General features: G+C 66.1%; 20 protein-coding genes. 14 read left to right on the forward strand and 6 right to left on the reverse strand.

Features of this window, described 5'->3' with window-relative positions; translation table 11 throughout:
* The first annotated feature begins 93 nt into the window (after positions 1–93).
* The 3 genes from ACYVKM_RS04680 to ACYVKM_RS04690 all read left to right on the forward strand — a co-directional run bounded on the left by ACYVKM_RS04680 (position 94) and on the right by ACYVKM_RS04690 (position 6,679).
* Positions 94–2,289: a TonB-dependent receptor family protein gene (locus ACYVKM_RS04680; RefSeq protein WP_460876164.1), complete on the forward strand. Its 2,196-nt coding sequence runs from the start codon at positions 94–96 to the stop codon at positions 2,287–2,289.
* A gap of 80 nt (positions 2,290–2,369) precedes the next feature.
* Positions 2,370–5,597, forward strand: coding sequence for a WD40/YVTN/BNR-like repeat-containing protein (locus ACYVKM_RS04685; RefSeq protein ID WP_460876166.1), 3,228 nt, complete (start codon positions 2,370–2,372; stop codon positions 5,595–5,597).
* 284 nt (positions 5,598–5,881) lie between these two features.
* Positions 5,882–6,679, forward strand: coding sequence for an undecaprenyl-diphosphate phosphatase (locus ACYVKM_RS04690; RefSeq protein ID WP_460876167.1), 798 nt, complete (start codon positions 5,882–5,884; stop codon positions 6,677–6,679).
* A 24-nt stretch (positions 6,680–6,703) separates the two neighbouring features.
* Here ACYVKM_RS04690 and ACYVKM_RS04695 read toward each other — a convergent pair whose 3' ends face one another.
* Positions 6,704–7,675, reverse strand: a complete 972-nt coding sequence (locus ACYVKM_RS04695; protein WP_460876169.1) for a LysR family transcriptional regulator — start codon at positions 7,673–7,675, stop codon at positions 6,704–6,706.
* A 143-nt stretch (positions 7,676–7,818) separates the two neighbouring features.
* Between ACYVKM_RS04695 and ACYVKM_RS04700 the strand changes: the two genes are divergently transcribed.
* The 6 genes from ACYVKM_RS04700 (at position 7,819) to ACYVKM_RS04725 (ending at position 15,201) form a co-directional block, all read left to right on the forward strand.
* The gene (locus ACYVKM_RS04700) at positions 7,819–9,072 is read left to right on the forward strand and encodes an efflux RND transporter periplasmic adaptor subunit (protein ID WP_460876171.1); all 1,254 of its coding nucleotides are present in this window, start codon (positions 7,819–7,821) and stop codon (positions 9,070–9,072) included.
* Positions 9,073–9,082: 10 nt separating this feature from the next.
* The gene (locus ACYVKM_RS04705; RefSeq protein ID WP_460876173.1) at positions 9,083–12,274 is read left to right on the forward strand and encodes an efflux RND transporter permease subunit; all 3,192 of its coding nucleotides are present in this window, start codon (positions 9,083–9,085) and stop codon (positions 12,272–12,274) included.
* A 1-nt stretch (position 12,275) separates the two neighbouring features.
* Complete coding sequence (locus ACYVKM_RS04710) at positions 12,276–12,443, forward strand: hypothetical protein (protein WP_460876175.1); 168 nt, start codon at positions 12,276–12,278, stop codon at positions 12,441–12,443.
* 62 nt (positions 12,444–12,505) lie between these two features.
* Complete coding sequence (locus ACYVKM_RS04715) at positions 12,506–13,957, forward strand: efflux transporter outer membrane subunit (RefSeq protein WP_460876532.1); 1,452 nt, start codon at positions 12,506–12,508, stop codon at positions 13,955–13,957.
* Entirely contained in the window at positions 13,954–14,685 is a 732-nt protein-coding gene (locus ACYVKM_RS04720) for an SDR family NAD(P)-dependent oxidoreductase (RefSeq protein ID WP_460876176.1), read from the forward strand. Before ACYVKM_RS04715 ends, ACYVKM_RS04720 begins: the two co-directional genes overlap by 4 nt.
* Positions 14,686–14,709: 24 nt before the next feature.
* Positions 14,710–15,201: a nuclear transport factor 2 family protein gene (locus ACYVKM_RS04725; protein WP_460876177.1), complete on the forward strand. Its 492-nt coding sequence runs from the start codon at positions 14,710–14,712 to the stop codon at positions 15,199–15,201.
* Here ACYVKM_RS04725 and ACYVKM_RS04730 read toward each other — a convergent pair whose 3' ends face one another.
* Both ACYVKM_RS04730 and ACYVKM_RS04735 read right to left on the reverse strand, forming a co-directional pair.
* Positions 15,202–15,702 (reverse strand): nuclear transport factor 2 family protein, encoded by a 501-nt coding sequence (locus tag ACYVKM_RS04730; protein WP_460876179.1) that lies wholly within the window; start codon positions 15,700–15,702, stop codon positions 15,202–15,204. It lies immediately after the preceding gene.
* Between the two features lie 207 nt (positions 15,703–15,909).
* The gene (locus ACYVKM_RS04735; RefSeq protein WP_460876180.1) at positions 15,910–16,095 is read right to left on the reverse strand and encodes a hypothetical protein; all 186 of its coding nucleotides are present in this window, start codon (positions 16,093–16,095) and stop codon (positions 15,910–15,912) included.
* Here ACYVKM_RS04735 and ACYVKM_RS04740 point away from each other — a divergent pair.
* The 5 genes from ACYVKM_RS04740 (at position 16,079) to ACYVKM_RS04760 (ending at position 20,517) form a co-directional block, all read left to right on the forward strand.
* Positions 16,079–17,026, forward strand: a complete 948-nt coding sequence (locus ACYVKM_RS04740; RefSeq protein ID WP_460876182.1) for a TolB family protein — start codon at positions 16,079–16,081, stop codon at positions 17,024–17,026. The two genes, ACYVKM_RS04735 and ACYVKM_RS04740, sit on opposite strands and share 17 nt — an antisense overlap.
* Before the next feature lie 86 nt (positions 17,027–17,112).
* Complete coding sequence (locus ACYVKM_RS04745) at positions 17,113–18,030, forward strand: TolB family protein (protein ID WP_460876183.1); 918 nt, start codon at positions 17,113–17,115, stop codon at positions 18,028–18,030.
* Entirely contained in the window at positions 18,027–18,554 is a 528-nt protein-coding gene (locus ACYVKM_RS04750; protein WP_460876185.1) for a hypothetical protein, read from the forward strand. The genes ACYVKM_RS04745 and ACYVKM_RS04750 overlap by 4 nt, the downstream gene beginning before the upstream one ends.
* An 80-nt stretch (positions 18,555–18,634) precedes the next feature.
* The gene (locus ACYVKM_RS04755; RefSeq protein WP_460876187.1) at positions 18,635–19,765 is read left to right on the forward strand and encodes a sensor histidine kinase; all 1,131 of its coding nucleotides are present in this window, start codon (positions 18,635–18,637) and stop codon (positions 19,763–19,765) included.
* The gene (locus ACYVKM_RS04760; RefSeq protein WP_460876189.1) at positions 19,762–20,517 is read left to right on the forward strand and encodes a LytR/AlgR family response regulator transcription factor; all 756 of its coding nucleotides are present in this window, start codon (positions 19,762–19,764) and stop codon (positions 20,515–20,517) included. The genes ACYVKM_RS04755 and ACYVKM_RS04760 overlap by 4 nt, the downstream gene beginning before the upstream one ends.
* Before the next feature lie 57 nt (positions 20,518–20,574).
* Here ACYVKM_RS04760 and ACYVKM_RS04765 read toward each other — a convergent pair whose 3' ends face one another.
* From ACYVKM_RS04765 to ACYVKM_RS04775, 3 genes are all read right to left on the reverse strand, one after another.
* Entirely contained in the window at positions 20,575–21,654 is a 1,080-nt protein-coding gene (locus ACYVKM_RS04765) for an AI-2E family transporter (RefSeq protein ID WP_460876534.1), read from the reverse strand.
* A gap of 104 nt (positions 21,655–21,758) precedes the next feature.
* Positions 21,759–22,100 (reverse strand): hypothetical protein, encoded by a 342-nt coding sequence (locus tag ACYVKM_RS04770; protein ID WP_460876190.1) that lies wholly within the window; start codon positions 22,098–22,100, stop codon positions 21,759–21,761.
* A complete protein-coding gene (locus ACYVKM_RS04775; protein ID WP_460876191.1) occupies positions 22,097–22,576 on the reverse strand; it encodes an ABC transporter ATP-binding protein in 480 nt (159 codons plus the stop codon). Before ACYVKM_RS04775 ends, ACYVKM_RS04770 begins: the two co-directional genes overlap by 4 nt.
* Positions 22,577–22,597: the final 21 nt, after the last annotated feature.

Here is a 22,597-nt window from a genome sequence, read left to right on the forward strand (position 1 = left end):
GGACAGAAGTCATGCAACTAAACGCTTGGCCTATGGCGATGCACATGGCGATGCACGATAAAGGTGTGCTTGCACCGCCTCCAAGGGTTACCCATGTCGATTCCGCGCACTGCTGTCCTGCCACTGGCCGTCGCCCTGGCGCTCATCTCTGCAGGCGCACTGGCGCAACAAGCCACACCCTCCGCGGATGCCACCGGGGACCACGTGCAGGTCCAGGCGTCCTCCACGAGCCTTCCAGCGGTCGATGTCAACGCCGAAAGCTGGCGCGAGACCCTCAAGGCCAAGCTGAAACACATGCTGCCCGAGGTCGACGGCACCAAGATCACCGTGACCAAGAAGACCACGGTGACTCATCTCGACGAGCAACCCAGCGTGATCGGCAACAACCTCGACCAGCTGCTGGCGCGCTCGCCCGGCATCCAGGTGTCGCAGCAGCCGACGCCGACCCAGTTCAACCTGAGCTACCGGGGCCTGGGCAACCCGCAGGAATCCGAATACGTGCTGGTGATGCAGGACGGCATTCCGATGGAGAGCGACTGGATCGGCTTCCCCACCCTGTACGCGATGCCACTGACACAGAGTCTGTCCGACGTGGAGCTGATCCGCGGCGGCTCCAGTCTGCTGTATGGCCCGGAGCCGGCGCCCGTGATCAACCTGGTATCGCGGCGGCCCGCTCCCGGCGCGCCATTCTCGTTCACCAGCGAGCAGGTCGTCGGCAATCACGGGCTGTACTCGACCTACAACGCCGTCGAGGGCAGCAGTGGGCGCTGGACCTACCGCGCCGATGCCGCCTATGTGGGCAGTGACGGTACCCGCGCCAACGCCGGCTCGCAGATGCGTCAGGCCGATCTCTACGTCGACTACCGGCCGAACGCACAGCAGCTGTGGTGGCTCGACCTGCACGTGATCGATGCGGCTTCCGGCGATCCCGGCCGGCTGAGCTATCCGCAATGGCAGGCCAACCCGCAGGCGACGCCCACGCCGTACAACCGCGACTGGGTCGACCGCGACCAGCTCGTGCTGGGCCAGCGCAGCGAGTTCGGCGACGGCTGGCTGTTCGAGGGCAAGGCGTGGTTCGCCTATCAGGATCTGGCCAGCCGTTCGGCCGCCAACGCGCTGCCGCCACAACCGCTGCCGACCAGCACCACCCTGCAGGACGAGCAGTTCCGTACCACCGGCGCCGACCTGCGCCTGCGCAAGAAGTGGGGCCAGGGCAATGCCTTCACCATCGGCACCACGCTGTTCCATGGCAACGATCCGTTTCGGCAGTGGACCAGCAGCGACCTCTACGTCGACCGCTACGACCGCAGCGGCACGCCGCGGCTGGTGCAGGCGCGCACGTCCGACTACGCCGCGGTGTTTGCCGAGAACGTCTTCCGCCTGCCGCACCGCTTCCACATCGTGCCCTCGGTACGGCTGGAGCACGAGCGCGTGGACGTCGACGAGACGGTCAAGCCACCGTTCCTCAGTCGCCCACTGATCAACCAGGCCGACGCACGCACCGTGCCGCTGTTCGGGCTGGGCATCGGCAACGACTTCGGCCACGGCAACGAGACCTACTTCAACGTGTCGCAGGGCTGGCGGCCGCTGCGCTACTTCGACATGGCCTCGCCGTTCGCCAACATCCTGCCCGGCCAGGCGCCCGATCCATCGAAGTCGCTGTCGTATGAGCTGGGCGTGCATGGCGTACCGGCCACCGGCCTGTACTACGACGTCAGCCTGTTCTGGATCGACTTCAAGAACCAGATCGAAGCGGTGCAGCTCAACAACGTCGACGTGATCGAGGTCAACACCGGCGACACCCGCAGCCGCGGTCTGGAGGGCCAGCTCAACTACGACTTCTTCGCGCCGACCGCATTGGCCGAGCATGGCGAGCACCTGGAGGCCTTCATCAACGCCAGCCTGCTCAATGCCCGCTACGTCGCCAGCGCCATCCCGGGCCAGGTCGGCAAGATTCCCGCCTATGCACCACGCTATCTGCTCAAGGCCGGCGTCACCTGGCGTGTCGAGCAGCGCATCAAGCTCAGCCTCACCGCGGTCTCCTCCGCCGCGCAGTTCTGGCAGTCCTCCGACCAGTCGCTGGGCAGCGGCGCCACCTACCTGCCCGCCCGCATTCCCGCCTATACCGTGCTGGACGTGGCTGGCGACTGGCAGCTCAATCGCAGCGTCAAGCTGCTCGCCGGCATCAGCAACTTCACCAACCGCCAGTACTACGACCGGGTCTGGCAGACCGGACTGGAGCCGGCGTTCGGACGGACCTGGTATACCGGCATCTCACTGTCACTCTGAGAGCCGGCGCGTTACGAAGCGGGTCGGCCGCAGTATCTTCAGCAGTCGCGATATCGCCCTTCCTCCGCGAGAAACGTCCCATGTCGATCCGCCATGTGTTGCGCCCCGTCGTCGTGATCGCCGGCCTGCTGCTGGCCTGTGCCCAGCCGACCCGGGCAGCCGAGCCGACCATTCCGGCCAGTGTGTCCGGCGCGCTGGAATGGCGCCAGCTGGGGCCATTCCGCGGCGGCTGGGCGACCATGGCGACCGGTGTGCCGTCGCAGCCCGATACCTTCTATATCGGCACGGCCGGCGGTGGTGTGTGGAAAACCGCCGATGCGGGGCGTACCTGGCAGTCGCTGTTCGATCGGCAACCGGCCTCGGCGGTGGGTGCGCTGGCGGTGGCGCCATCGGATCCGAAGGTCATCTATGTGGGTACCGGCCAGGTGGCCGCGCGCTACGACGTCGGTGCCGGCGACGGCGTGTATCGCTCGGCCGATGACGGCAAGACCTGGCAGCACGCAGGCCTGGTCGACACCCGCCATATTGGCGCGATCCTGGTCGATCCGCGGCATCCGGACACCGTGCTGGTGGGCGCGCTCGGCCACTATTACGGACCGAACCACGAACGTGGCGTGTTCCGTTCGATCGACGGCGGCAAGACCTGGAAGCAGACGCTGTTCATCGATGCGGACACCGGCATCGTCGACATGGCGGCCGATCCGGCCAACCCCGAGATCATCTACGCGGCAGCCTGGCAGGTACGCAACTATCCCTGGCTGTCGTACTTCCAGCCCAACGCCGGCCCGGGCAGCGGTGTGTACAAGTCGAGCGACGGCGGCGTCAGCTGGCAGCGCATCGGCGGTCACGGCTGGCCGACCGGCTCGCTCGCCCGCATCGGCCTTGCCACGGCGGCCGGCGGCCGCGTCTACGCGGTGGTCAACGACGCGACCTCCAAGGGCCAGAGCGGCCTGTACCGCTCGGATGACGGTGGCGCGACGTGGCAGGCCACCAGCCACGAAGACTGGCTGGCGAACGACTACTTCAGCCGTATCACCGTCGATCCCGCCGACCGCGACCGCATCTATTCGGCCGGCCAGTCGATCCGGCGCTCCGACGATGGCGGCAAAACCTGGGAAGTGTTCAAGGGCGCGCCCGGCGGTGACGACTACCACCATGTGTGGATCAACCCGAAGGACACGCAGCGGATGATCACCGCCAGCGACCAGGGTGCGGTGATCAGCGTCAACGGCGGGCAGACCTGGAGCAGCTGGTACAACCAGCCGACCGGCCAGTTCTACCACCTCGCCGCCGACGACCAGTTCCCGTACTGGGTCTATTCCGGGCAACAGGATTCCGGCACCGTGGGCATCGCCAGCCGCAGCGACTACGGCTCGATCTCTTATCGCGACTGGCGCCCGGTCGGTGGCGACGAGCGCGATTACGACCTGCCGTATCCGGGCGATCCGAACATCGTCTTCGGCTCCGGCCTCGGCGGCCGCGTGTCGCGCTGGGACCGGCGCACCGGCGTGGTGCAGAACGTCACGCCCTGGCCGGTCAACAGCTATGGCGAGCGTCCCACCGACTTCAAGTACCACTACACCTGGATCACCCCGATCGCGTTCTCGACGCAGGCACCGTATGCGTTGTACCTGGGCGCGCAGGTGCTGTTCCGCAGTACCGACCAGGGCCAGCACTGGGATGTGATCAGTCCCGCGCTGAATGCCGGGACGCCGGATGCGAAGCATTGCGACGGCAACCCCACGCCGGAACAGGCACGTGCCTGCGGCTACGGCGTGATCTACAGCATCGCGCCGTCGCCACTCGGCAACGATGAAATCTGGGTCGGCACCGACGATGGCCTGGTCCAGCTCACCCGCGATGGCGGCAAGAGCTGGCACAACGTCACCCCGAAGGGCCTGCCCGCATGGGCCCAGATCGGCTCCCTCGATGCATCCGCGCTGCAGGCGGGCACGGCCTATATCGCGGTGGACAATCACCGCCAGGATGATTTCAGTCCGCACGCATGGCGCACTCATGACTACGGCGCGAACTGGACCGACATCGCGACCGGCTTGCCGGCGGGCAGTTTCGTCAGCGTGGTGCGTGCCGATCCCAAGCGTGCCGGGTTGCTTTACGCCGGCACCGACCGCGGCGTATTCGTCTCGCTTGACGACGGTGCGCACTGGCAATCGCTGCAACATAACCTGCCGACCGCGTGGGTGCGTGACCTGCTGATACACGGCAACGACCTGATCGCCGCCACCCAGGGACGGGCGATCTGGATTCTCGACGACGTCTCGCCGCTGCGCCAGGTTACCGCGGCGATCGCCGGGGCACCGGCACATCTGTATACGCCGGTGCCTGCACTGCGCGTACGTGCGAACGAGAACAAGGACACGCCGCTGCCACCGGAAACCCCGGTCGGCCAGAATCCGCCAAGCGGTGCGGTGATCGACTACCGGCTTGCCGCCAACGCGAAAGGGCCGGTGACGCTGGACATCCTCGACCGTGACGGCAAGCTCGTGCGCCAGTTCTCCAGCACCGACCGACCGGCCAAACTGGACGCCGAACGCTACTTCGCCAAGGGCTGGCTGAAAGCGCCGGGCGTGTTGTCGGCCGCAGCTGGCGCCCATCGTTTCGTGTGGGATCTGCGCTATCCGCGCCCGCAGGCGATCGAATACGGTTACAGCATCGCGGCGACGTGGGACTCGGACACGCCGGTGACGCCGGAGGGGCCGCTTGCGCTGCCGGGCAACTACCAGCTGGTGCTGCACGTCGACGGCAAGTCGTATCGCGCACCGCTGGTGATCGCACCGGACCCGCGCGAGCAGGTCAGCCAGGACGAACTGGCCGCCGGACTCGCCTACTCGCGTGACATCGGATCGACCCTGCAGCGTGTATCGCAGGCTTACGTCGAGGTGCAGACTGTACGCGATCAGCTGGATGCGCTGGACAGGAAGCTCGACGCCGACAGCGCGCGCAAGCCGTTGCTCGCCGGCGTGGACTCACTGCGCACGAAGACCACGCCACTGGTCAGCGGCAGCGGCGAGACATCGCTCAACCTGCACGCGATGAGCGACGCGCTCACTGCGATGGCCACCGATGTGGAAGGCGCCGACCACGCTCCCACCAGCGGTCAGCAACAGGCACTCGCCGAGTACCAGTCAAATCTCGACAAGGCGCTGGCGCAATGGCACACGCTGCGCACGACCGATCTGCCGAAGCTCAACGGGCAACTGCACGAGGCGGGCATTGGCGCGATCACGGTGCCGGCAGCGGGCCAGGTCCACATCGACGAAGCCGCTGAATCGCAGGACATGCCCTGAACCGAGCGTCCAGAGCACCTGGTGTGATGTGTGAGTGAAGGGAACTCGGAAACCTTCCGGTGGCGACAAAATCCGGAAGTTTTCGAGGTTCCCCAAAGACAGCACCAGATCCGGGGCCTGGCCGGGTTGGCGGTGGCTCAACCGGCAACGGCTTCCTGACCGTTGACCGACTGGGCATCCGCCCGGATGCCGTCTTTCGTACCCGCAAACCCGTAAGCTAAGCCGCTTCCTGCCGGCGTGCCAGAGTCGGTCGGCGCCATCCCCTTTGCATCCGGAGCCGCACCGTGACCGATCTGATCCACGTCATCCTGCTCGGCATCATCGAAGGCATCACCGAATTCCTGCCGATCTCCAGCACCGGCCATCTGCTGATCGCCGAGAAATTCGGCCTCGGTGAACGCTCGGACCTGTTCAACGTGGGCATCCAGGCCGGCGCGATCCTGGCGGTCACCCTGATCTACTGGTCGCGCATCTGGCAGTTGTTCACGCAATGGCGCGACCCGGCCAACCGCGACTACCTGCTCAAGCTGTTCGTGGCATTCATGATCACCGCGGTGCTTGGCCTGGTGGTGACCCACTACGGCTTCAAGCTGCCCGAGACGGTGACGCCGATTGCGTGGGCGCTGGTCATCGGCGGCCTCTGGATGATCGGCGCCGAGGCGCTGGCGGCGCGACAGGTGGATCGCACCCGGGTGACCTGGCGGGTGGCGATCCTGGTCGGCATCGCGCAGATGGTGGCCGGTATCTTCCCCGGCACCTCGCGTTCGGCGGCGACGATCTTCACCGCGATGCTGGCCGGCACCAGCAACCGCGCCGCGGCGACCGAGTTCGCGTTCCTGGTCGGCATCCCTACCATGTATGCCGCGACCGGCTATGAGTTGCTGAAAGTGCTGAAGGGTGGCGGCGCCGCGCACGAAGACTGGACGGCGTTGATCGTCGGCTTCGTGGTCTCGCTGATCGTCGGCTTCATCGCGGTGAAGTGGCTGCTCGGCTACATCCGCAGCCATCGCTTCACCGCGTTCGCGATCTACCGCATCGTGCTCGGCGTGGCGTTGCTGTTGCTGGTGCCCGCCGGCGCGTAATGCCGCTCCTGCTGGCGTGAGCGCCTACGCCACTTCCGCCAGCCGTTCGCCGCGCTCGGCCTTTTCTGCATTGATCCGCGCCGTAATCCGGCACTGCGGTTCGCTGGTGCGCTGGAACAGCTCGCTGATCCATTCGATGAACGCCTGCACGCGCGCCGACAGATGGCGCTTCTGCGGGTAGACGATCCACACCGGCGAGCCGGTGGAGATCGTATCGGTCATCACGATCTCCAGTTGGCCCTTGGCCAGCGCGCTGGCGGCGAGACAGTGCGGGATCTGAATGATGCCGAGGCCGGCGACCGCCGCCTGGATCACCGACTCGCCATCGTTGATCAGCATGTGCGCGTCGATGTCCAGCCCGACCCGTCCGCTCGGGGTGTCGAACTGCCACTGGTACGGCTTGCCGGTGCTCGGGTAGACGTAGTTGATGCAGCGGTGCTGCTTCAGGTCCTCGATGCGGCGTGGCGCACCGTGCCTGTGCAGATAGGCGGGCGAGGCGCACAGCACGTTGTTGAAGTAGCCGAGCTTGCGGGCGATCAGATTGGAGTCTTCCAGCTCGCCCATGCGGATGGCGCAGTCGTAGCCTTCCTCGTTGAGATCGAAGTGGTAATCGCACATCGCCAGTTCGAGCCGGATATCCGGGTAGCGCTGCTCGAATTCGGCCAGGTTCGGGATCAGGGCTGCCCGGCCGATCGCCGAATGGGCGGCCAGCCGCAACTTGCCGACCGGGTGGCTGCGCGCATGTCCCAGCGCTTCGGTCGCCTCGGTCAGATCGGCAAGTATCTCCTTGCAACGTGCATGAAACGAGGCACCATCGTCGGTCAACCGCAGCGATCGTGTCGATCGGAACAACAGCCGCGCGCCAAGCTGGGTTTCCAGCCGTGCCACGGCGCGGCTGACGCCGGAGGGCGTCATCCCCAACTGGGAAGCGGCGGCGGCGAAGCTCTTGGCCTCGACCACCCGGACGAAGGTCGAAATTGCTGAAAAGTCTTCCATTGCCTGGATTCCTGACCGATTCGTGAGGTTGAGTCACGAGTGTAATGCGCAAGAAGCGGATTTTCTATACCGCAAAGTACACCTATTCTCTCGACCCTTCGCCGGGGAGATGCGCCCGGCCTACAAGGTTCTGGGAGCGCAAGATGAAAAAACAATGGGTGCTGGTCCCTCTGATTGCTGCCGGCGTATTAGGCAGCTGGATCCTCCTGCACGGCAGCAACGGCCACGCGCAAACCCCGGCCGGCGGGCCGCCGCCCGAGGTAACGGTGGCGCAGGCCCTGATTCGTCAGGTCAGCGACAGCGCCGAATTCACCGGCCGGCTGGAAGCGGTCAACACGGTGCAGGTACAGCCGCGCGTCGGCGGTTTCGTGGAATCGGTGCATTTCCAGGAAGGCGCGCTGGTGCACAAGGGCGATGTGCTGTTCCAGCTCGATCCGCGCCCGTACCAGGCCGAGGTCGACCGGCTCAGCGCGAACCAGGCGCAAGCCAAGGCGGCATTGAGCCTGGCCGAGACCAACCAGCGCCGGGCCGAGATGCTGCTGGCCCAGCATGCCGTGGCGCAGCAGGAAGCCGACAGCCAGAACACCGCCGAAGAAAGTGCGCGGGCACAACTGGCCGCCAGCACGGCCGCCCTTGCCGCTGCACGACTGAACCTGGATTTCACCCAGGTGCGTTCGCCGATCGACGGCCGCGTCAGCAATATCCGCATCACCCCCGGCAACCTGGTCACCAGCAGCAACGTGCTGACCAGCGTGGTCACGGTGAATCCGGTCTATGTCTACTTCGACGTGGACGAACAGACCTGGCTCAAGCTCGACCATCTGCGTGCACGCGCGGCGCAGGCCGGCCGTGACGCGCGGATCGAGGCGACGATGGGACTGGCCGACGAAGCGGGCTATCCGCATGACGGCCGCCTCGACTTCGTCGACAACCAGCTGCATACCGACTCCGGCACGATGCGCCTGCGCGCAGTGTTCGACAACCGCGACGGCCTGTACACGCCTGGCCTGTATGCCCGCGTGCAACTGCAGAGCGGCCAGGCCCGTCCGCGCCTGCTGGTGGACGACCGCGCGATCGGCACCGACCTCGGCAACCAGTTCGTCTACGTGGTCGACAAGGAACACAAGGTGGAATACCGCAAGGTCAGCACCGGCCCGCTGTTCCACGGCCTGCGCGTGATCGACAGCGGCCTGGACGGCAACGACGTGGTCATCGTCAACGGCCTGCAGCACGTGCGCCCCGGCATCGAGGTCAATCCGCAGAAGGTGGCCATGGAATATCGCCTCGATGCCGGCGACAAGGCCGTCGTCGATGCCAACCCGGCCACGCCCACTATGAACCATGACGCGCAGACCGCGCTGGCCAGCACGGCCACCGGCAAGCGCGCGCAGGACTGATTCCAACGCCATGAAAAACATTGCCCAGTTTTTCGTCAACCGGCCGATCATGGCCGCCGTGCTGTCGCTGCTGTTCGTTATCACCGGCAGCATCGCGGTGTTCCAGTTGCCGATCAGCGAATATCCCGAAGTCGTGCCGCCCACCGTGGTGGTGCGCGCCAGCTACCCAGGTGCCAACCCCAAGGTGATCGCCGAGACCGTCGCCACGCCGCTGGAAGAACAGATCAACGGCGCGGAAGGCATGCTGTACACCTCCTCGCAGGCGACCAGCGATGGCGCACTCACGCTCACCGTGACCTTCGCGCTGGGCACCGATCTGCAGACCGCCCAGGTCGACGTGCAGAACCGCGTGGCGCAGGCGCTGCCGAAACTGCCGGAGGAAGTGCAGCGCCTCGGCGTCACCACACAGAAGAGCTCGCCCGACCTGACGATGGTGGTTCACCTCACCTCGCCCGACCAACGCTACGACATGCTGTACCTGTCGAACTACGCTCGGCTGCATGTGAAGGATGTGCTGGGCCGGCTCGATGGCATCGGCGACGTGCAGATCTTCGGCGCCGGCGAATACAGCATGCGCGTATGGCTGGATCCGCAGAAGCTGGCCTCGCGCGGGCTGACCACCAGCGATGTGATCAACGCGATCCAGGAGCAGAACGTGCAGGTCGCCGCCGGTGCCTTGAATGCACCGCCCGGCCCGACCAATTCGGCGTTCCAGCTCAACATCAACACCCGTGGCCGGCTGGTCAGCGAGGATGATTTCCGCAACATCATCGTGCGCACCGATGCGGGCGGCAGTGTCGTCCACCTGCGCGACGTCGCCCGGGTCGACCTGGGCTCGAACAACTACGCGCTGCGCAGCCTGCTCGACAACAAGCCGGCCGTGGCCGTGCCGATCTTCGCGCGGCCCGGCTCCAACGCGATCCAGATCTCCGACGAAGTGCGCGCCACCATGGCGCAGCTGAAGAAGGATTTCCCGCAGGGCGTCGACTACAGCATCGTCTATGACCCGACCGTGTTCGTGCGCGGCTCGATCGAGGCGGTGGCGCATACGCTGCTCGAAGCGATCCTGCTGGTGGTGCTGGTGGTGATCCTGTTCCTGCAGACCTGGCGCGCCTCGATCATCCCGCTGGTGGCGGTGCCGGTGTCGCTGATCGGCACGTTCGCGATCATGTATCTGGCCGGCTTCTCGCTCAATGCGCTGTCGCTGTTCGGGCTGGTGCTGGCGATCGGCATCGTGGTCGATGACGCCATCGTGGTGGTGGAGAACGTCGAGCGGCACATCGAGCTCGGACAGTCGCCGAAGGAGGCGACGCGCAGGGCGATGCATGAGGTCACCGGGCCGATCGTGGCCACCGCGCTGGTGCTGTGCGCGGTGTTCATCCCGACCGCCTTCGTCAGCGGCCTCACCGGCCAGTTCTATCGCCAGTTCGCACTGACCATCGCGATCTCGACGGTGATCTCGGCGTTCAACTCGCTGACCCTGAGCCCGGCGCTGGCCGCCGTGCTGCTGAAGGGCCATGACGCGCCGAAGGATCGCCTGACCCGCTGGATCGACCGTGCATTCGGCTGGCTGTTCCGCCCGTTCAACCGCATGTTCCATCGCGGTTCCGAACGCTACGTCGGCGGCGTGAAGCGTATCGTCGGCAAGGGCAAGTTCGCGCTGGCGCTGTACGCCGGCCTGATAGGCCTGACCTGGCTCGGCTTCTCGCACGTGCCTACCGGCTTCGTGCCGGGACAGGACAAGCAGTACCTGGTGTCGTTTGCGCAGCTGCCCGATGCCGCCTCGCTCGACCGCACCGAGGACGTGATCCAGCGGATGAGCGCGATCGCGCTGAAGCAGCCGGGCGTGGAACATGCCGTGGCGTTCCCGGGCCTGTCGATCAATGGCTTCACCAACAGCACCAACTCCGGCATCGTGTTTGTCACCCTGAAGCCGTTCGAGGAACGTCGCAGCGCAGCGCTTTCGGCTGGTGCGATTGCCGGCGCGCTTAACCAAAAATACGCAGCGATCCAGGATGCGTATATCGCGGTGTTCCCGCCGCCGCCGGTCATGGGGCTGGGCACGATCGGCGGCTTCCGCCTGCAGATCGAGGATCGCAGCGACCGCGGCTTCGAGGAACTGTTCAAGCAAACCCAGGGGCTGATCGCCGCCAGCCAGAAGGAGCCGGCGCTGGCCGGACTGTTCTCCAGCTTCCAGGTCAGCGTGCCGCAGGTGGAGGCCGATGTGGATCGCGAGAAGGCCAAGGCCGAAGGCGTGAACCTGGCCGACGTCTACCAGACCATGCAGGCCTATCTCGGCTCGCTCTACGTCAACGACTTCAACCGCTTCGGTCGCACCTACCAGGTGAACGTGTCGGCTGACCCGGCGTTCCGCCATTCGCTGCAGGACATCCTGCAACTGAAGACGCGCAACGCGCAGGGCCAGATGGTGCCGCTGGGTTCGTTCGTCACCGTGCAACAGGGTGCCGGCCCGGACCGCGTGCAGCACTACAACGGTTATCCGACCGCCGAGATCAATGGCGGCCCGGCGCCCGGCTTCAGTTCCGGCCAGGCACAGGCGGCGATGGAGAAACTGGCGAAGGAGAACCTGCCGAATGGCTTCAGCTACGAGTGGACCGAGCTGACCTATCAGCAGATCCTCGCCGGCAACACCGCGATCCTGGTATTCCCGCTGTGCGTGCTGCTGGTGTTCCTGGTGCTGTCGTCGCTGTACGAGAGCTGGTCGCTGCCGCTCGCGGTGATCCTGATCGTGCCGATGGTGCTGCTGTCCGCGATCGCCGGCGTATGGCTGAGTGGTGGCGACAACAACATCTTCACCCAGATCGGATTGATCGTGCTGGTCGGACTGGCGTGCAAGAACGCGATCCTGATCGTCGAGTTTGCCCGCGAGCGCCAGCACGAAGGCATGAGCCGCCACGAGGCGGTGCTGGAAGCGGCCAAGCTGCGACTGCGCCCGATCCTGATGACCTCGTTCGCCTTCATCATGGGTGTGGTGCCGCTGGTCACCTCGCACGGCGCCGGCGCCGAAATGCGTCATGCGATGGGCGTGGCGGTGTTCTCCGGAATGCTCGGCGTGACCATCTTCGGGCTGATCTACACGCCGCTGTTCTATGTCCTGATTCGCGCCCTGGTCGAGCGCCGCGAAGCGCGCGCACTTGAACGCGCTGCCGCGCATGCCCTGCCGGCGCTGGAGAACCACTGAGATGAAACCGCTGCTCAAGATCGCTGCCGTCGGTGTCGCCGTGGCCTCGGACATGCTCGGCGTGACCCTGTCCGGGCTGATCTACACGCCGCTGCTCTACGTCGTCATTCACGCCCTGGCGGAGCGCCGCGAGTCACGCGCACACGCTGCCGGGTTGGAGAACCACTGATGAAAATTTTCATGCGCGACAAACCGTCGAACTCCGTCATGCCGCTACCTGCCTTCGCCGGGATGACGATGGTAGTTCTTCGAGCGTCGTTGCTTGCCGGCGCCCTCGCACTCGCCGGCTGCGCCAGCGTGGGCCCGAACTATCACGAAGTGAAACCCGCCGCGCCGCAACTGCAGGGGCTCGATGCCGCGCAGGAAAGCAACGCGCAATTCCAGGCCGCATGGTGGAAGCAGTTCAACGACCCGACCCTAGATGCGTTGATCCAGCGCGCCGCGGCGAACAACCTGGATCTGCGCATGGCGGTGGCACGATTGCATGAATCGCGCGCGTTGCTGAGCGGCGCCAAATCCGACCAGTTACCGACCGTGGATACCGATCTGAACTACACACGCAGCCGCGGCCAGCAGCCGGGCTTCACTGACCAACGCACCACCGTCACTACCTATCAGGCCGGGTTCGATGCGTCGTGGGAGCTGGATCTGTTCGGCGGTGTGCGTCGTTCGGTGGAAGCCTCGCGCGCCGACCTCGGCGCCAACGAAGCGGCCCTGCACGATGCCCAGGTCAGCCTGCTGGCCGAGGTCGCGCGCAATTATTTCGAATTGCGCGGCAGCCAACTGCGCTTGGACATCGCCCAGCGCGACATCGATAACCAGCAGCAGACCGTGCATCTCACCGAAGTACGCAACCAGCTCGGCTCCGGTTCGGAGCAGGACGTGGCCAGCGCGAAGGCCCGGCTAAGCGCAGTGCAGGCGCAACTGCCGGTGCTGCAGACCCAGGTCAGCGCCAGCGAATTCCGCCTCGCCGTGCTGCTCGGCGAACGGCCGGGCGAGCTCGATGTCGACGTGTCGCCGAAGAGCTTCACGCCGATCGCGATCAACCTGCCGATCGGCGACGCCGGCGATGTGCTGGCGCGCCGGCCCGACGTGCATGTCGCCGAACGCGAGTATGCCGCCGCCACCGCGCGCATCGGCGTGGCCAAGGCGGATTTCTTCCCGCATATCACGCTGGGTGGTTTCCTCGGTTTCCTGGCCGGGCGCAGCAATGATTTCGGTGGCCCGTCGACGCGTGCATGGTCGCTGGCACCGAGCATCAGCTGGCCCGGCCTGAACGTCCAGCGCGTGCGCGCCAACCTGCATGCCAGCGAGGCACGCGCCGATGCCGCGCAGGCGAACTACCAGCAGACCGTGCTGCTGGCGATCGAGGACATCGACAACGCCGTCACCGGTTTCAACCAGCAGCGCGTGCGGGTGGATCATCTGATCGATCAGGCCACCCAGAGCAAACGTGCCGCGGAGCTGGCCCAGGTCCGTTACCAGGAAGGCGCCACCAGCTTCCTCGAACTGCTCGACGCCGAACGCACCCAGCTGTCCGCCGAGGACGATCTGGCCCAGGCCGAGGCGTCGATCAACACCCGCGCCGTAGCGTTGTACAAGGCACTCGGTGGTGGCTGGCAGGCTTGCGGCGACGAGCATTGCAGCGCCGTCGCCAAGGCTGACCCCAGCGTCGCGCCATGAGCCGGCCAGCCAGGCGGATGCCGGCGACGACACCGGTCTACCGCGTCGCGCTGGTCAGCGGCGCCAATCGTGGCCTCGGTTTCGAGGTGGCGCGCCAGCTCAGCGAACGCGGCATGACCGTACTGCTGGGTGCGCGCGATCTCGACAAGGGGCTGCGTGCCGCGCGTCAACTGGCCGGCGCGCCCGGTGAGGTCATTGCCGTGCAACTCGACGTCACCCGCCAGGATGAAGTCGACGCCCTCGCGCGCTGGATCGAGATCACTTATGGCCGGCTCGACGTGCTGGTCAACAATGCCGGCGGCCACTACGACCCCATGGCCAACCCCGGCAGCACCGACATCGCGCCGGTGCGTGATGCGATGGACATCCACCTGTTCGGCAGCTGGCGCTTGTGCAGCGCACTGTTGCCGCTGATGCGCCGACATGGCTATGGCCGCATCGTGAATGTCTCCAGCGGTTGTGGCGCCATCGCCACCAGCGGTGCCAGCTGTCCGGCCTATCGCGTCTCCAAGGCCGCACTGAACACCTACACGCGCGCGCTTGCCGCCGAACTTGACGGCAGCGGCATCCTGGTCAACGCGGTCTGCCCTGGCTGGGTCGCCACCGACCTGGGCGGCTCGGGTGGCCGGCCCGTGGCCGAGGGCGCCGCCGGCATCGTCTGGGCCGCCTGCCTGTCCGGGCCGGTCACCGGCGGCTTCTATCGTGATGGCCAGCGCATTGCCTGGTGATCGGCATTATTTCGGAGCAGATGCGTGAACACATCCGGCAACCCACTCCAGCCATCGCCGAGCGCCGACGAACAGCTTGCCATTGTCGATGCGCTGTACCGCTTCGGCGCTGGCCAGGATCTGCGTGACCGTGCGCTGTTCGAGTCGGCGTTCGCCGAACACGCCACCCTGGATTTCACCGGGCCGGCATGGCGACTCGGCGCCAGCATCCCGGTGTTCGAGGGGCATCACGCCATTGCCGATACCATCTTCGCGGCGATCGACGGGCTCGACACCAGCCATACCGTGACCAACCCGCGAGTGACCGCGTTCGACGGCAAGCATGCGACGCTGTTCGCGCTGGTCGAGGCGCAGCACCTGCTGCACGACGATCATGCACGCCACCTCCTGCTCAAGCATATCTACACGACGGAACTGTCGCGCCATGGCGCGCAATGGCAGATCGAGCACATGCAGATCGACATGGTCTGGTTCGACGGCGACCCCACCGTGCTGTTCCCCATACCCGGCGGTTGATCAACCTTTGCCCGCCGCGCTGTGCTGCGAATAAAGCGCATGCCAGTGCCCGTCGACATAGACGAAGATGTCCGAGGAGCGCACGCCCTTTGCGACGCCCAATGCCGGGTCATAGAACGAGAGGATCGCGGTGTCGCCGTGGATCACCACGGACTTGCCCGACGGGTGGGCCTTGAGCCATGCCTCGACCTTGTTCCGCTCCTCGTCCGAACCGCGGTTCTTCGCGGCATGCGCCATGATGGCGGCCTTCGGATGGGCCACGCCGTCGGCGCCGACCGAACGGTATTCGGGCAGCAGCAGGTCGTCCAGATAGGTGGTGTCGCCACCGAGTTCGGCTTCCAGCCAGTGCTGGTCAACGGCGATTACCGCCGCCTCGCTCCTGGTGGTCTCGTCGACACCGGCCGCGATCGCGGCTGGACTCGATGCGATCATCGCTTCGCTTCCCAGCACCAGCATGGCGGCGCACGCCATGCCCATTTGAAAGAAACGCTGCCTGTGCATGCCGTTGTCCTCGCACACGGCCGGATGGCCGCCGAACCATCCTGCACGGCGACACGGCAAACCGCCTTGCCTTGGTGACAAACGCATGCGGGAAGGTGACAAGCGGTTTGAATAGGCGGCCCAGCGGCAGGCCTGATCGCGCGGCGGCGGCACGCACCCGCCTGTGCCGATGCCGGGGCGCCGGATCGACATCGTTCCCGCGGCGCATCAACCGCCTGCACCCGCTGATGCGCCGCTCGTCATCGTCAGCGCGCCAATGGTCACAGGACCGGCGACGATCGTGCCTGCGCATGCCAGCCTGACCGAATCATCCACATCGATGCCGTTGCCGTCCGACAATCCGCGTGCCGGACGCACCGTGCAGGGAGATACAGACATGCGTTTGTCGACCATGCTAGCCACCCTTCTGGCCTTCGGATCAGCTGCCCACGCGACGGAGAGCAAAGAGGCGGTCCCCACAGTCTTCGCGCCGGACAGCATCGCCGGCATTCCCGATGATGGTGCGGCGGCGTTTACCCCGGACGGCGCGACGGTCTATTTCATGCGCGGTACCGGCGACAGCTCGACCCTGATGGAATCACGCCGCGAGAATGGCCATTGGTCGACGCCACAGGCCGCACCGTTCTCGGGACACTGGCGCGATCTCGATCCGGCGATGGCGCCGGATGGCTCGTTCCTGCTGTTCGTCTCCAATCGCCCGGCCCAGCCGGGTGGCGCGCCGATCGACGCGATCCACGCGGGCCAGCGTCGCACCGGCGATGGCATGAACCTCTGGCGGGTGAATCGGCAAGGCGACGGCTGGGGTGCACCGGTACGCTTGCCAGATACCGTCAATACCTGTTCGACGACCTTCGCGCCCAGCATCGCCGCGGACGGCAGCATCTATTTCATCGGCTGTGCCGGGCCGGACGGCGGTTTCCATCTGCTGCGCTCGGTGTATCGCAATGGCAACTACCAGTCGCCCTACATGGTGAAGCTCGACGATGCGGACGCGCAGATCCGCGACCCGGCGATCGCACCCGACCGCACGTTCATGGTCTTCAGCGTCAGGCACGATCCGAAGCAACCCTACCGTCTCGCCATCGCATTCCACACGCCCGACGGCTGGAGTGCGCCGCGCGATCTCGGCGACACGGTCAACGGCGGCAAGCACAGCATGGGCGGTCAGCTCGGCCCCGATCGCCGCACACTCTATTTCTACAGCGATCGCCGCTTGCCAGCATCGGATCCGCGCAGTACGGCGGTGTGGAACAACGGCGCCGACCACATCTGGCAGGTTTCGCTGGCGCCATGGCTGGACGCGCGCGATCGTCCAGGCCGCTGAAGATGCCGCCTGTCGCCCGGCCACGAAAGCCCCCATGCGGGTCCATGCGTCATGGATTTGCCCTGTTCATCCCGTGGAGCCGACCCATGATTCCTTGTCGCCTGTTTCTGTTCCTCACCCTGTGCATGGGCGCCTGCGCCATGCCTGCCTGCGTGGTCGAGGCGGCATCCGGCATCCCGCCCCTCGCTTCGACAAGCGCCGTACCGGCCGTGTCAGATGCGCCATGGAGCGAACAAGACGATGCCGATCCCGTGTTCACGCCCGACCGGAAAACGGTCGTGTTCGCACGCGGAAGCGGATTGACGCGACACCTCTATATCGCCCATCGGCATGGCGGCCCCTGGTCGAAACCGGAACGCGTGCCGTTCTCGGACCAGTGGATGGATCTGGAACCAGCGATGGCTCCGGATGGTTCGTACCTGGTCTTCATTTCCAACCGGCCGGCGACGCCCGGCGGCAAACCGCTGGATGGCTACTGGGGCGGCAAATCGCGGCCGGGCCGCGGTGGCAATCTGTGGCGCGTGAACTTCACGGGCAACGTCCTGGGCACCCCTGAACGCCTGCCCGATATCGTCAATGCCAGTACCGCGACGTACTCACCCGCCGTAGCCGCGGACGGCAGCGTCTATTTCACGCACCCCGATCCGCAAACGCATCACACGCGGCTTTACGTCAGCCACTTCGCCGACGGCCGATTCCAGACGCCGCAACCGATGCCGTTCAGCGACGGTGTGGTGGCCGACTACGATGCGGCGGTGGCGCCCGACCAGTCCTTCATCGTGTTCAGCTCGAACCGGCCGCCCACGCCGCCCAATGCCAGCGATCTGTTCGTGGCGTTCGCCACGGCTACCGGCTGGGGCCAGCCGATCCGGCTCGGGCCTTCCGGCATCGAGGCGCGCCTCGATCCGGATCTGTCCATGCTGTATTTCACGGCAGCGGACAATCGCATCCATCGCCTGCCGATCGCCCGCTGGCTGGCGCAACATGAGGAGAAGCAGCCATGAAGGCGGCGCGCATCGGTTGTGCGGCGATCACGCTGCTGACCGCCGGCCTGTCTCCCGCGACCACTGCGGTGGCAGCGGCCGGCATCACGGATGAACTGGCACCGCTGGCCTGGTTCGTCGGCACATGGCAGTGCGCCGGCCAGTTCTCCAGCGGCAGGCCGATCCATTCCCGCGAGGCCTTCAGCACCGAAATGGACGGCCACTGGCTGCGCATGCAGCACGCGGACACCCCGCCGGATCGCTACGTCGCGGACGAATGGTGGGGCTACGACCGCGCCACCAGGCAGTTCACGGTGACCGTGTTCGACAACACCGGTGGCGTGCGCCACTACGTTTCTTCCGGCTGGAGCGGTGCCACGCTGAGCCTGCGGAACACCGCAAGCAGCGGCTACATCGATCGTTTCGTGTTCCGTCGCAGCAACGATGTGCAATACCGGGTCAGCTATGCGCACCTCGACGGCAGCGGTGCATGGCGGCCGGGTGATGAACTCACCTGCCGCAGAGAGGTGGGGCCACCAGCTTGAATCTGCGCGTGCGCGAACGCCGGCGCGCGTCGTATCTTCCGGCACATCCTTCCATCGGCCGGCGCTGGCACACTGCACACATGAACGTGGCGCAAGCGACGACCCTCGTCGGCGAAAATCGGACATCTGACGACAGCCGGTCGCAGCGACTCCGGAACGGGGCGCTGTCCTTCGGTTTCTGGACGCTGCTGGCGTTGTCCTACGCGCTGACTTCAGGACTGTCTTCGCTCAGCGAAGGGCGCGATGCCGCCTGGTTGCGCGGGCTGACCTGGAATCTCGCCGACTTCTGGCTGTGGATGCTGCTGGCGGCGGGGATCGGCTGGCTCGGGCGGCGGACAGCGGGCTTTGGCTGGCCGCGCCTGCTGGCGGTGCACGTGCCCCTCAGCCTCGGCGTCGCGCTCGTGCAGACGGTGCTGCAGCTGCTGATCTTCTGGATCCTATGCGGCCCGGGCAAGATGCCGGTGCATTCGTTCGGCGGCTTCATCCACATGGAGTTCGCCTACAAGTTCCAGCAAGGGCTGGTGACCTACTGGGTGATCCTGGTGGTGCTGCGCGGGATGGAATCGCGCCGACACCTGCGCGACGAGCGCCTGCGTCGTACGCAATTGGAGACGCAATTGGCACAGTCGCAACTGCAGGCGTTGCGCATGCAGTTGCAGCCGCACTTCCTGTTCAACACGCTCAACGCGATCTCGGCGCTGGCGCTGGCCGATCCACTGCAGGCGCGGCTGATGATCGCTCGGCTCAGCGACTTTCTGCGCCTCACGCTGGAGGAGCGCCATGCACCACAGGTGTCGCTGTCGCGCGAGCTGGAATTCCTCGCATGCTATCTCGGCATCCAGCAGGTGCGTTTCCAGGATCGGCTCAGCACGCAGCTGGACGTGGATGACGACACCTTGGCCGCGGCCGTGCCCAACCTGATCCTGCAGCCGCTGGTGGAGAATGCCTTGCGCCACGGCCTGCAGGACAAGCCCGGCGCCGGCATCCTGCGCATTTCCACGCGGCGCAACGGCGACCAGCTGCAGCTGCGCGTGGACGACGACGGCCTCGGCCTGCCGGTGCAAGGTACGCCGGAAGGTATCGGCCTGGGCAATACACGCTCGCGCCTGCGCATGCTGTTCGGCGACGCGGCACGGTTCGAGATCACCCCGATTCCCGGCGGCGGCACGCGTGCCGAAGTGCACCTGCCATTCACCGAACACGTCGCATGACGACACCACGTATCCGCACCGTGCTGGTTGACGACGAGGTGCTCGCGCGCCTCGCGCTGCGCCAGGCGCTGGTATCGCACGCCGAGGTGGAAATCGTCGGCGAATGCGGCAATGCCGTCGAAGCCACACAGGCAGTGCGTGCGCTGCAGCCGGATCTGCTGTTCCTCGACATCCAGATGCCGGGCATGGATGGCTTCGGCCTGCTCCACAAACTCGCGCCCGACCGGCTGCCGATGGTGGTGTTCGCCACCGCCTTTGCCGAACATGCGTTGCGCGCGTTCGACGCCCAGGCACTGGACTACGTGCTCAAGCCGATCGAACAGGCACGCTTCGACCAGGCAATGGCACGGGTGAACCAGCACTGGCAGGGCTTGCACGGTAGCGCGGAGCCGCTATCCGCGCTGGCCGGCGCCGACGGTTATGCGCAACGCCTCAGCGTGCGCAGCGGCGAGCACATCCGGGTGATCGCCACGCGCGACATCGACTGGATCCGCGCCGACGGCAACTACCTGCATCTCCATGTCGGGGGCACCCGCCTGCTGCATCGCGAGCCGTTGCGCCAGCTGCTGGCGATGCTCGATCCGGCGCGTTTCCTGCGCATCCACCGCGGCATCGTGGTCAATGTGGAGCGCATCGCCGAAGTGCATCCGCTGTTCCAGGGGAATGCCGAAGTGGTGTTGCGCGATGGCACCCGGCTCAGCCTCAGCCGGCGTTTCCGCGCCGGTGCATGCGTGGCACTCGGCCTGCGCTGAAGCCTCGATGTTGCGCGTCGAAGGGAAGGATGCGCCACATGCTCGTGTCGCGTGCCTCTAGCGCTGCACGATCACCGCGAACCAGTTCCAGCTGCGCACACGTTCGGCGATCAGCTTGGTGCAGGTCAGCATCGGCACCGCCAGCAACGCGCCGGGAATGCCCCACAGCCAGCCCCATACCAGCAGCCACAGCAGGATCGCGATCGGACTCAGCCGCATGCTGTGACCCTGGATCATCGGCGTGATCAGGTTGCCTTCCAGCGCGGTGATGCCGGCGAAGGTCAGCACCGGCAGGAATACATGCAGGCTCATCTCGTTCGCGTAGAGCATGCACACCACCGCCAGCACCGAGGTGGTGACAATCGCACCGACGTAGGGAATGAAGTTGGCGAACATCGCCACCGCGCCCCACAGCAGCGGATCAGGCACCTTGTACAGCCACAGCATGCCCGCGGTGACCGCGCCCAGGCCGGCATTGATCAGCAGTGCGGTCAGCAGGTAGCGCGATACCTCGGTCTGGATGCCGCGCACGATCACCACCGCATGCCGCTTGTAACCAAAGCTGGGCGTGATCTCCACCAGCCGGCGCAACATGGTGTCGCCATAGACCAGGAAGAAGAACACCAGCAGCACCACGCTGAGTACCGCGGCCAGCACCTTGGGCGTGGTGGAGACCACGTCCCAAGCACTGATCGTCATCGGCGTGGCGGGTGTGGCCGATGTGTGGGGGGTGCTGGTACTGCCGCTGACCAGGGTCTGCGTGGCGCGATTCGCCGCCTCCAGCGGCTGGGTCAGGTGCTTCAGCTTCGGCACGAAGCTTCTGATCGCCTGCGGCGCGCCATGGAACCAGCCGACCGCGGGTTGCGCCAGCAGGCCGATGCCGCTGCCGATACCGACGATCAGGCCGATCATCAGCACACTTGCAGTGAGCCAGCGCGGCAGGTGGATGCGTGTCCCCGCGGCGACGATCGGATTCAGCGCCAGCCCGATGAAGGCGGCCAGCAACAACGGAATCAGCAGCGCCTTGGTCAGGGTGATGGTGTACATCAACGCCAGCAGCAGCAAGGCATTCAACACCATGCGGATCGCGCGCAGATGTCGGCGCACCCCACGTATCGTCTGCAGACTGCGCGTCATCTGTTGTCGCGGGCGAGGCGGCACCAGCTGATCCGGCGGTACCCGCGGCGCAAGATCGTCACAGGGGCCTTCATCCAATGGAGAGGGCAGCTGTTCGGGCTCGTTCATGACGATTCGCCAGCCGCCGCATCCTGACCTTCATCATCCTCACGGCGTCTCGCCGCCTCGAATCCCGCGATGCCCAGCTCGGCCAGCAGGCGGGTACCATGGGCCACCACCTCGGCCAGCCCGCCACCGATCAGCGAACCCAGTCCCGGCACCCGCAACGGATGCACGTTGAGGCTGCCCAGCACGAAGCCGGCGCCAGCCGCCACACTCACCGTGGTCAGCGGATGCTGGTGGCCGCGCGTCAGCAGCGATGCGGCGGGCATGCTCACCTCCTGCCGCGCCGCGCTCATGTGCAGCTGCGCCACCTGTACCCGGGCAAGCTGATCGAAGACGTTCACGGCTGACCCTCCTTCTCGTCACCCGGCACTGCGCCGGTCCGGATCCCGGTCTCGGCCTGCTGCAGGGTGTCACGCATCATCGCACTCCACTCGTTGCGCGTGGCCGGCAGGCTCATCCAGTGCATGCAACGACGGAACAGCGCGATCGCACCCAGCAGGAACAGCACCTGCAGCACCGCCAGCACCAGCAATGCCCAGATCCACGAACCGAGCCACGTCGCCAACACTACCCCGAGCAGACCCAGTACGGTCAGGCCCAGGCCTACGCCGGCGACGGTGGCGGCCAGCCCGGCCAGCAACATCCACGACACCGCGCTGCGCGCCAGTCCCAGTTCCGCCGCCAGCAGATGCAGCTGCGCGCCGAACAGCCGCTTGACCGCACGACCGAGCTGGCCGATGTCGTTCAACAGCCCAGACGACGACGGCGCCGGATTTGGCGCCGTCGCTTCGCGGGGTGAATCACCCTCGTTGTGCATTCCCTGGCTCCGCTGTGGCGT

Source organism: Rhodanobacter koreensis (genome assembly GCF_054782855.1).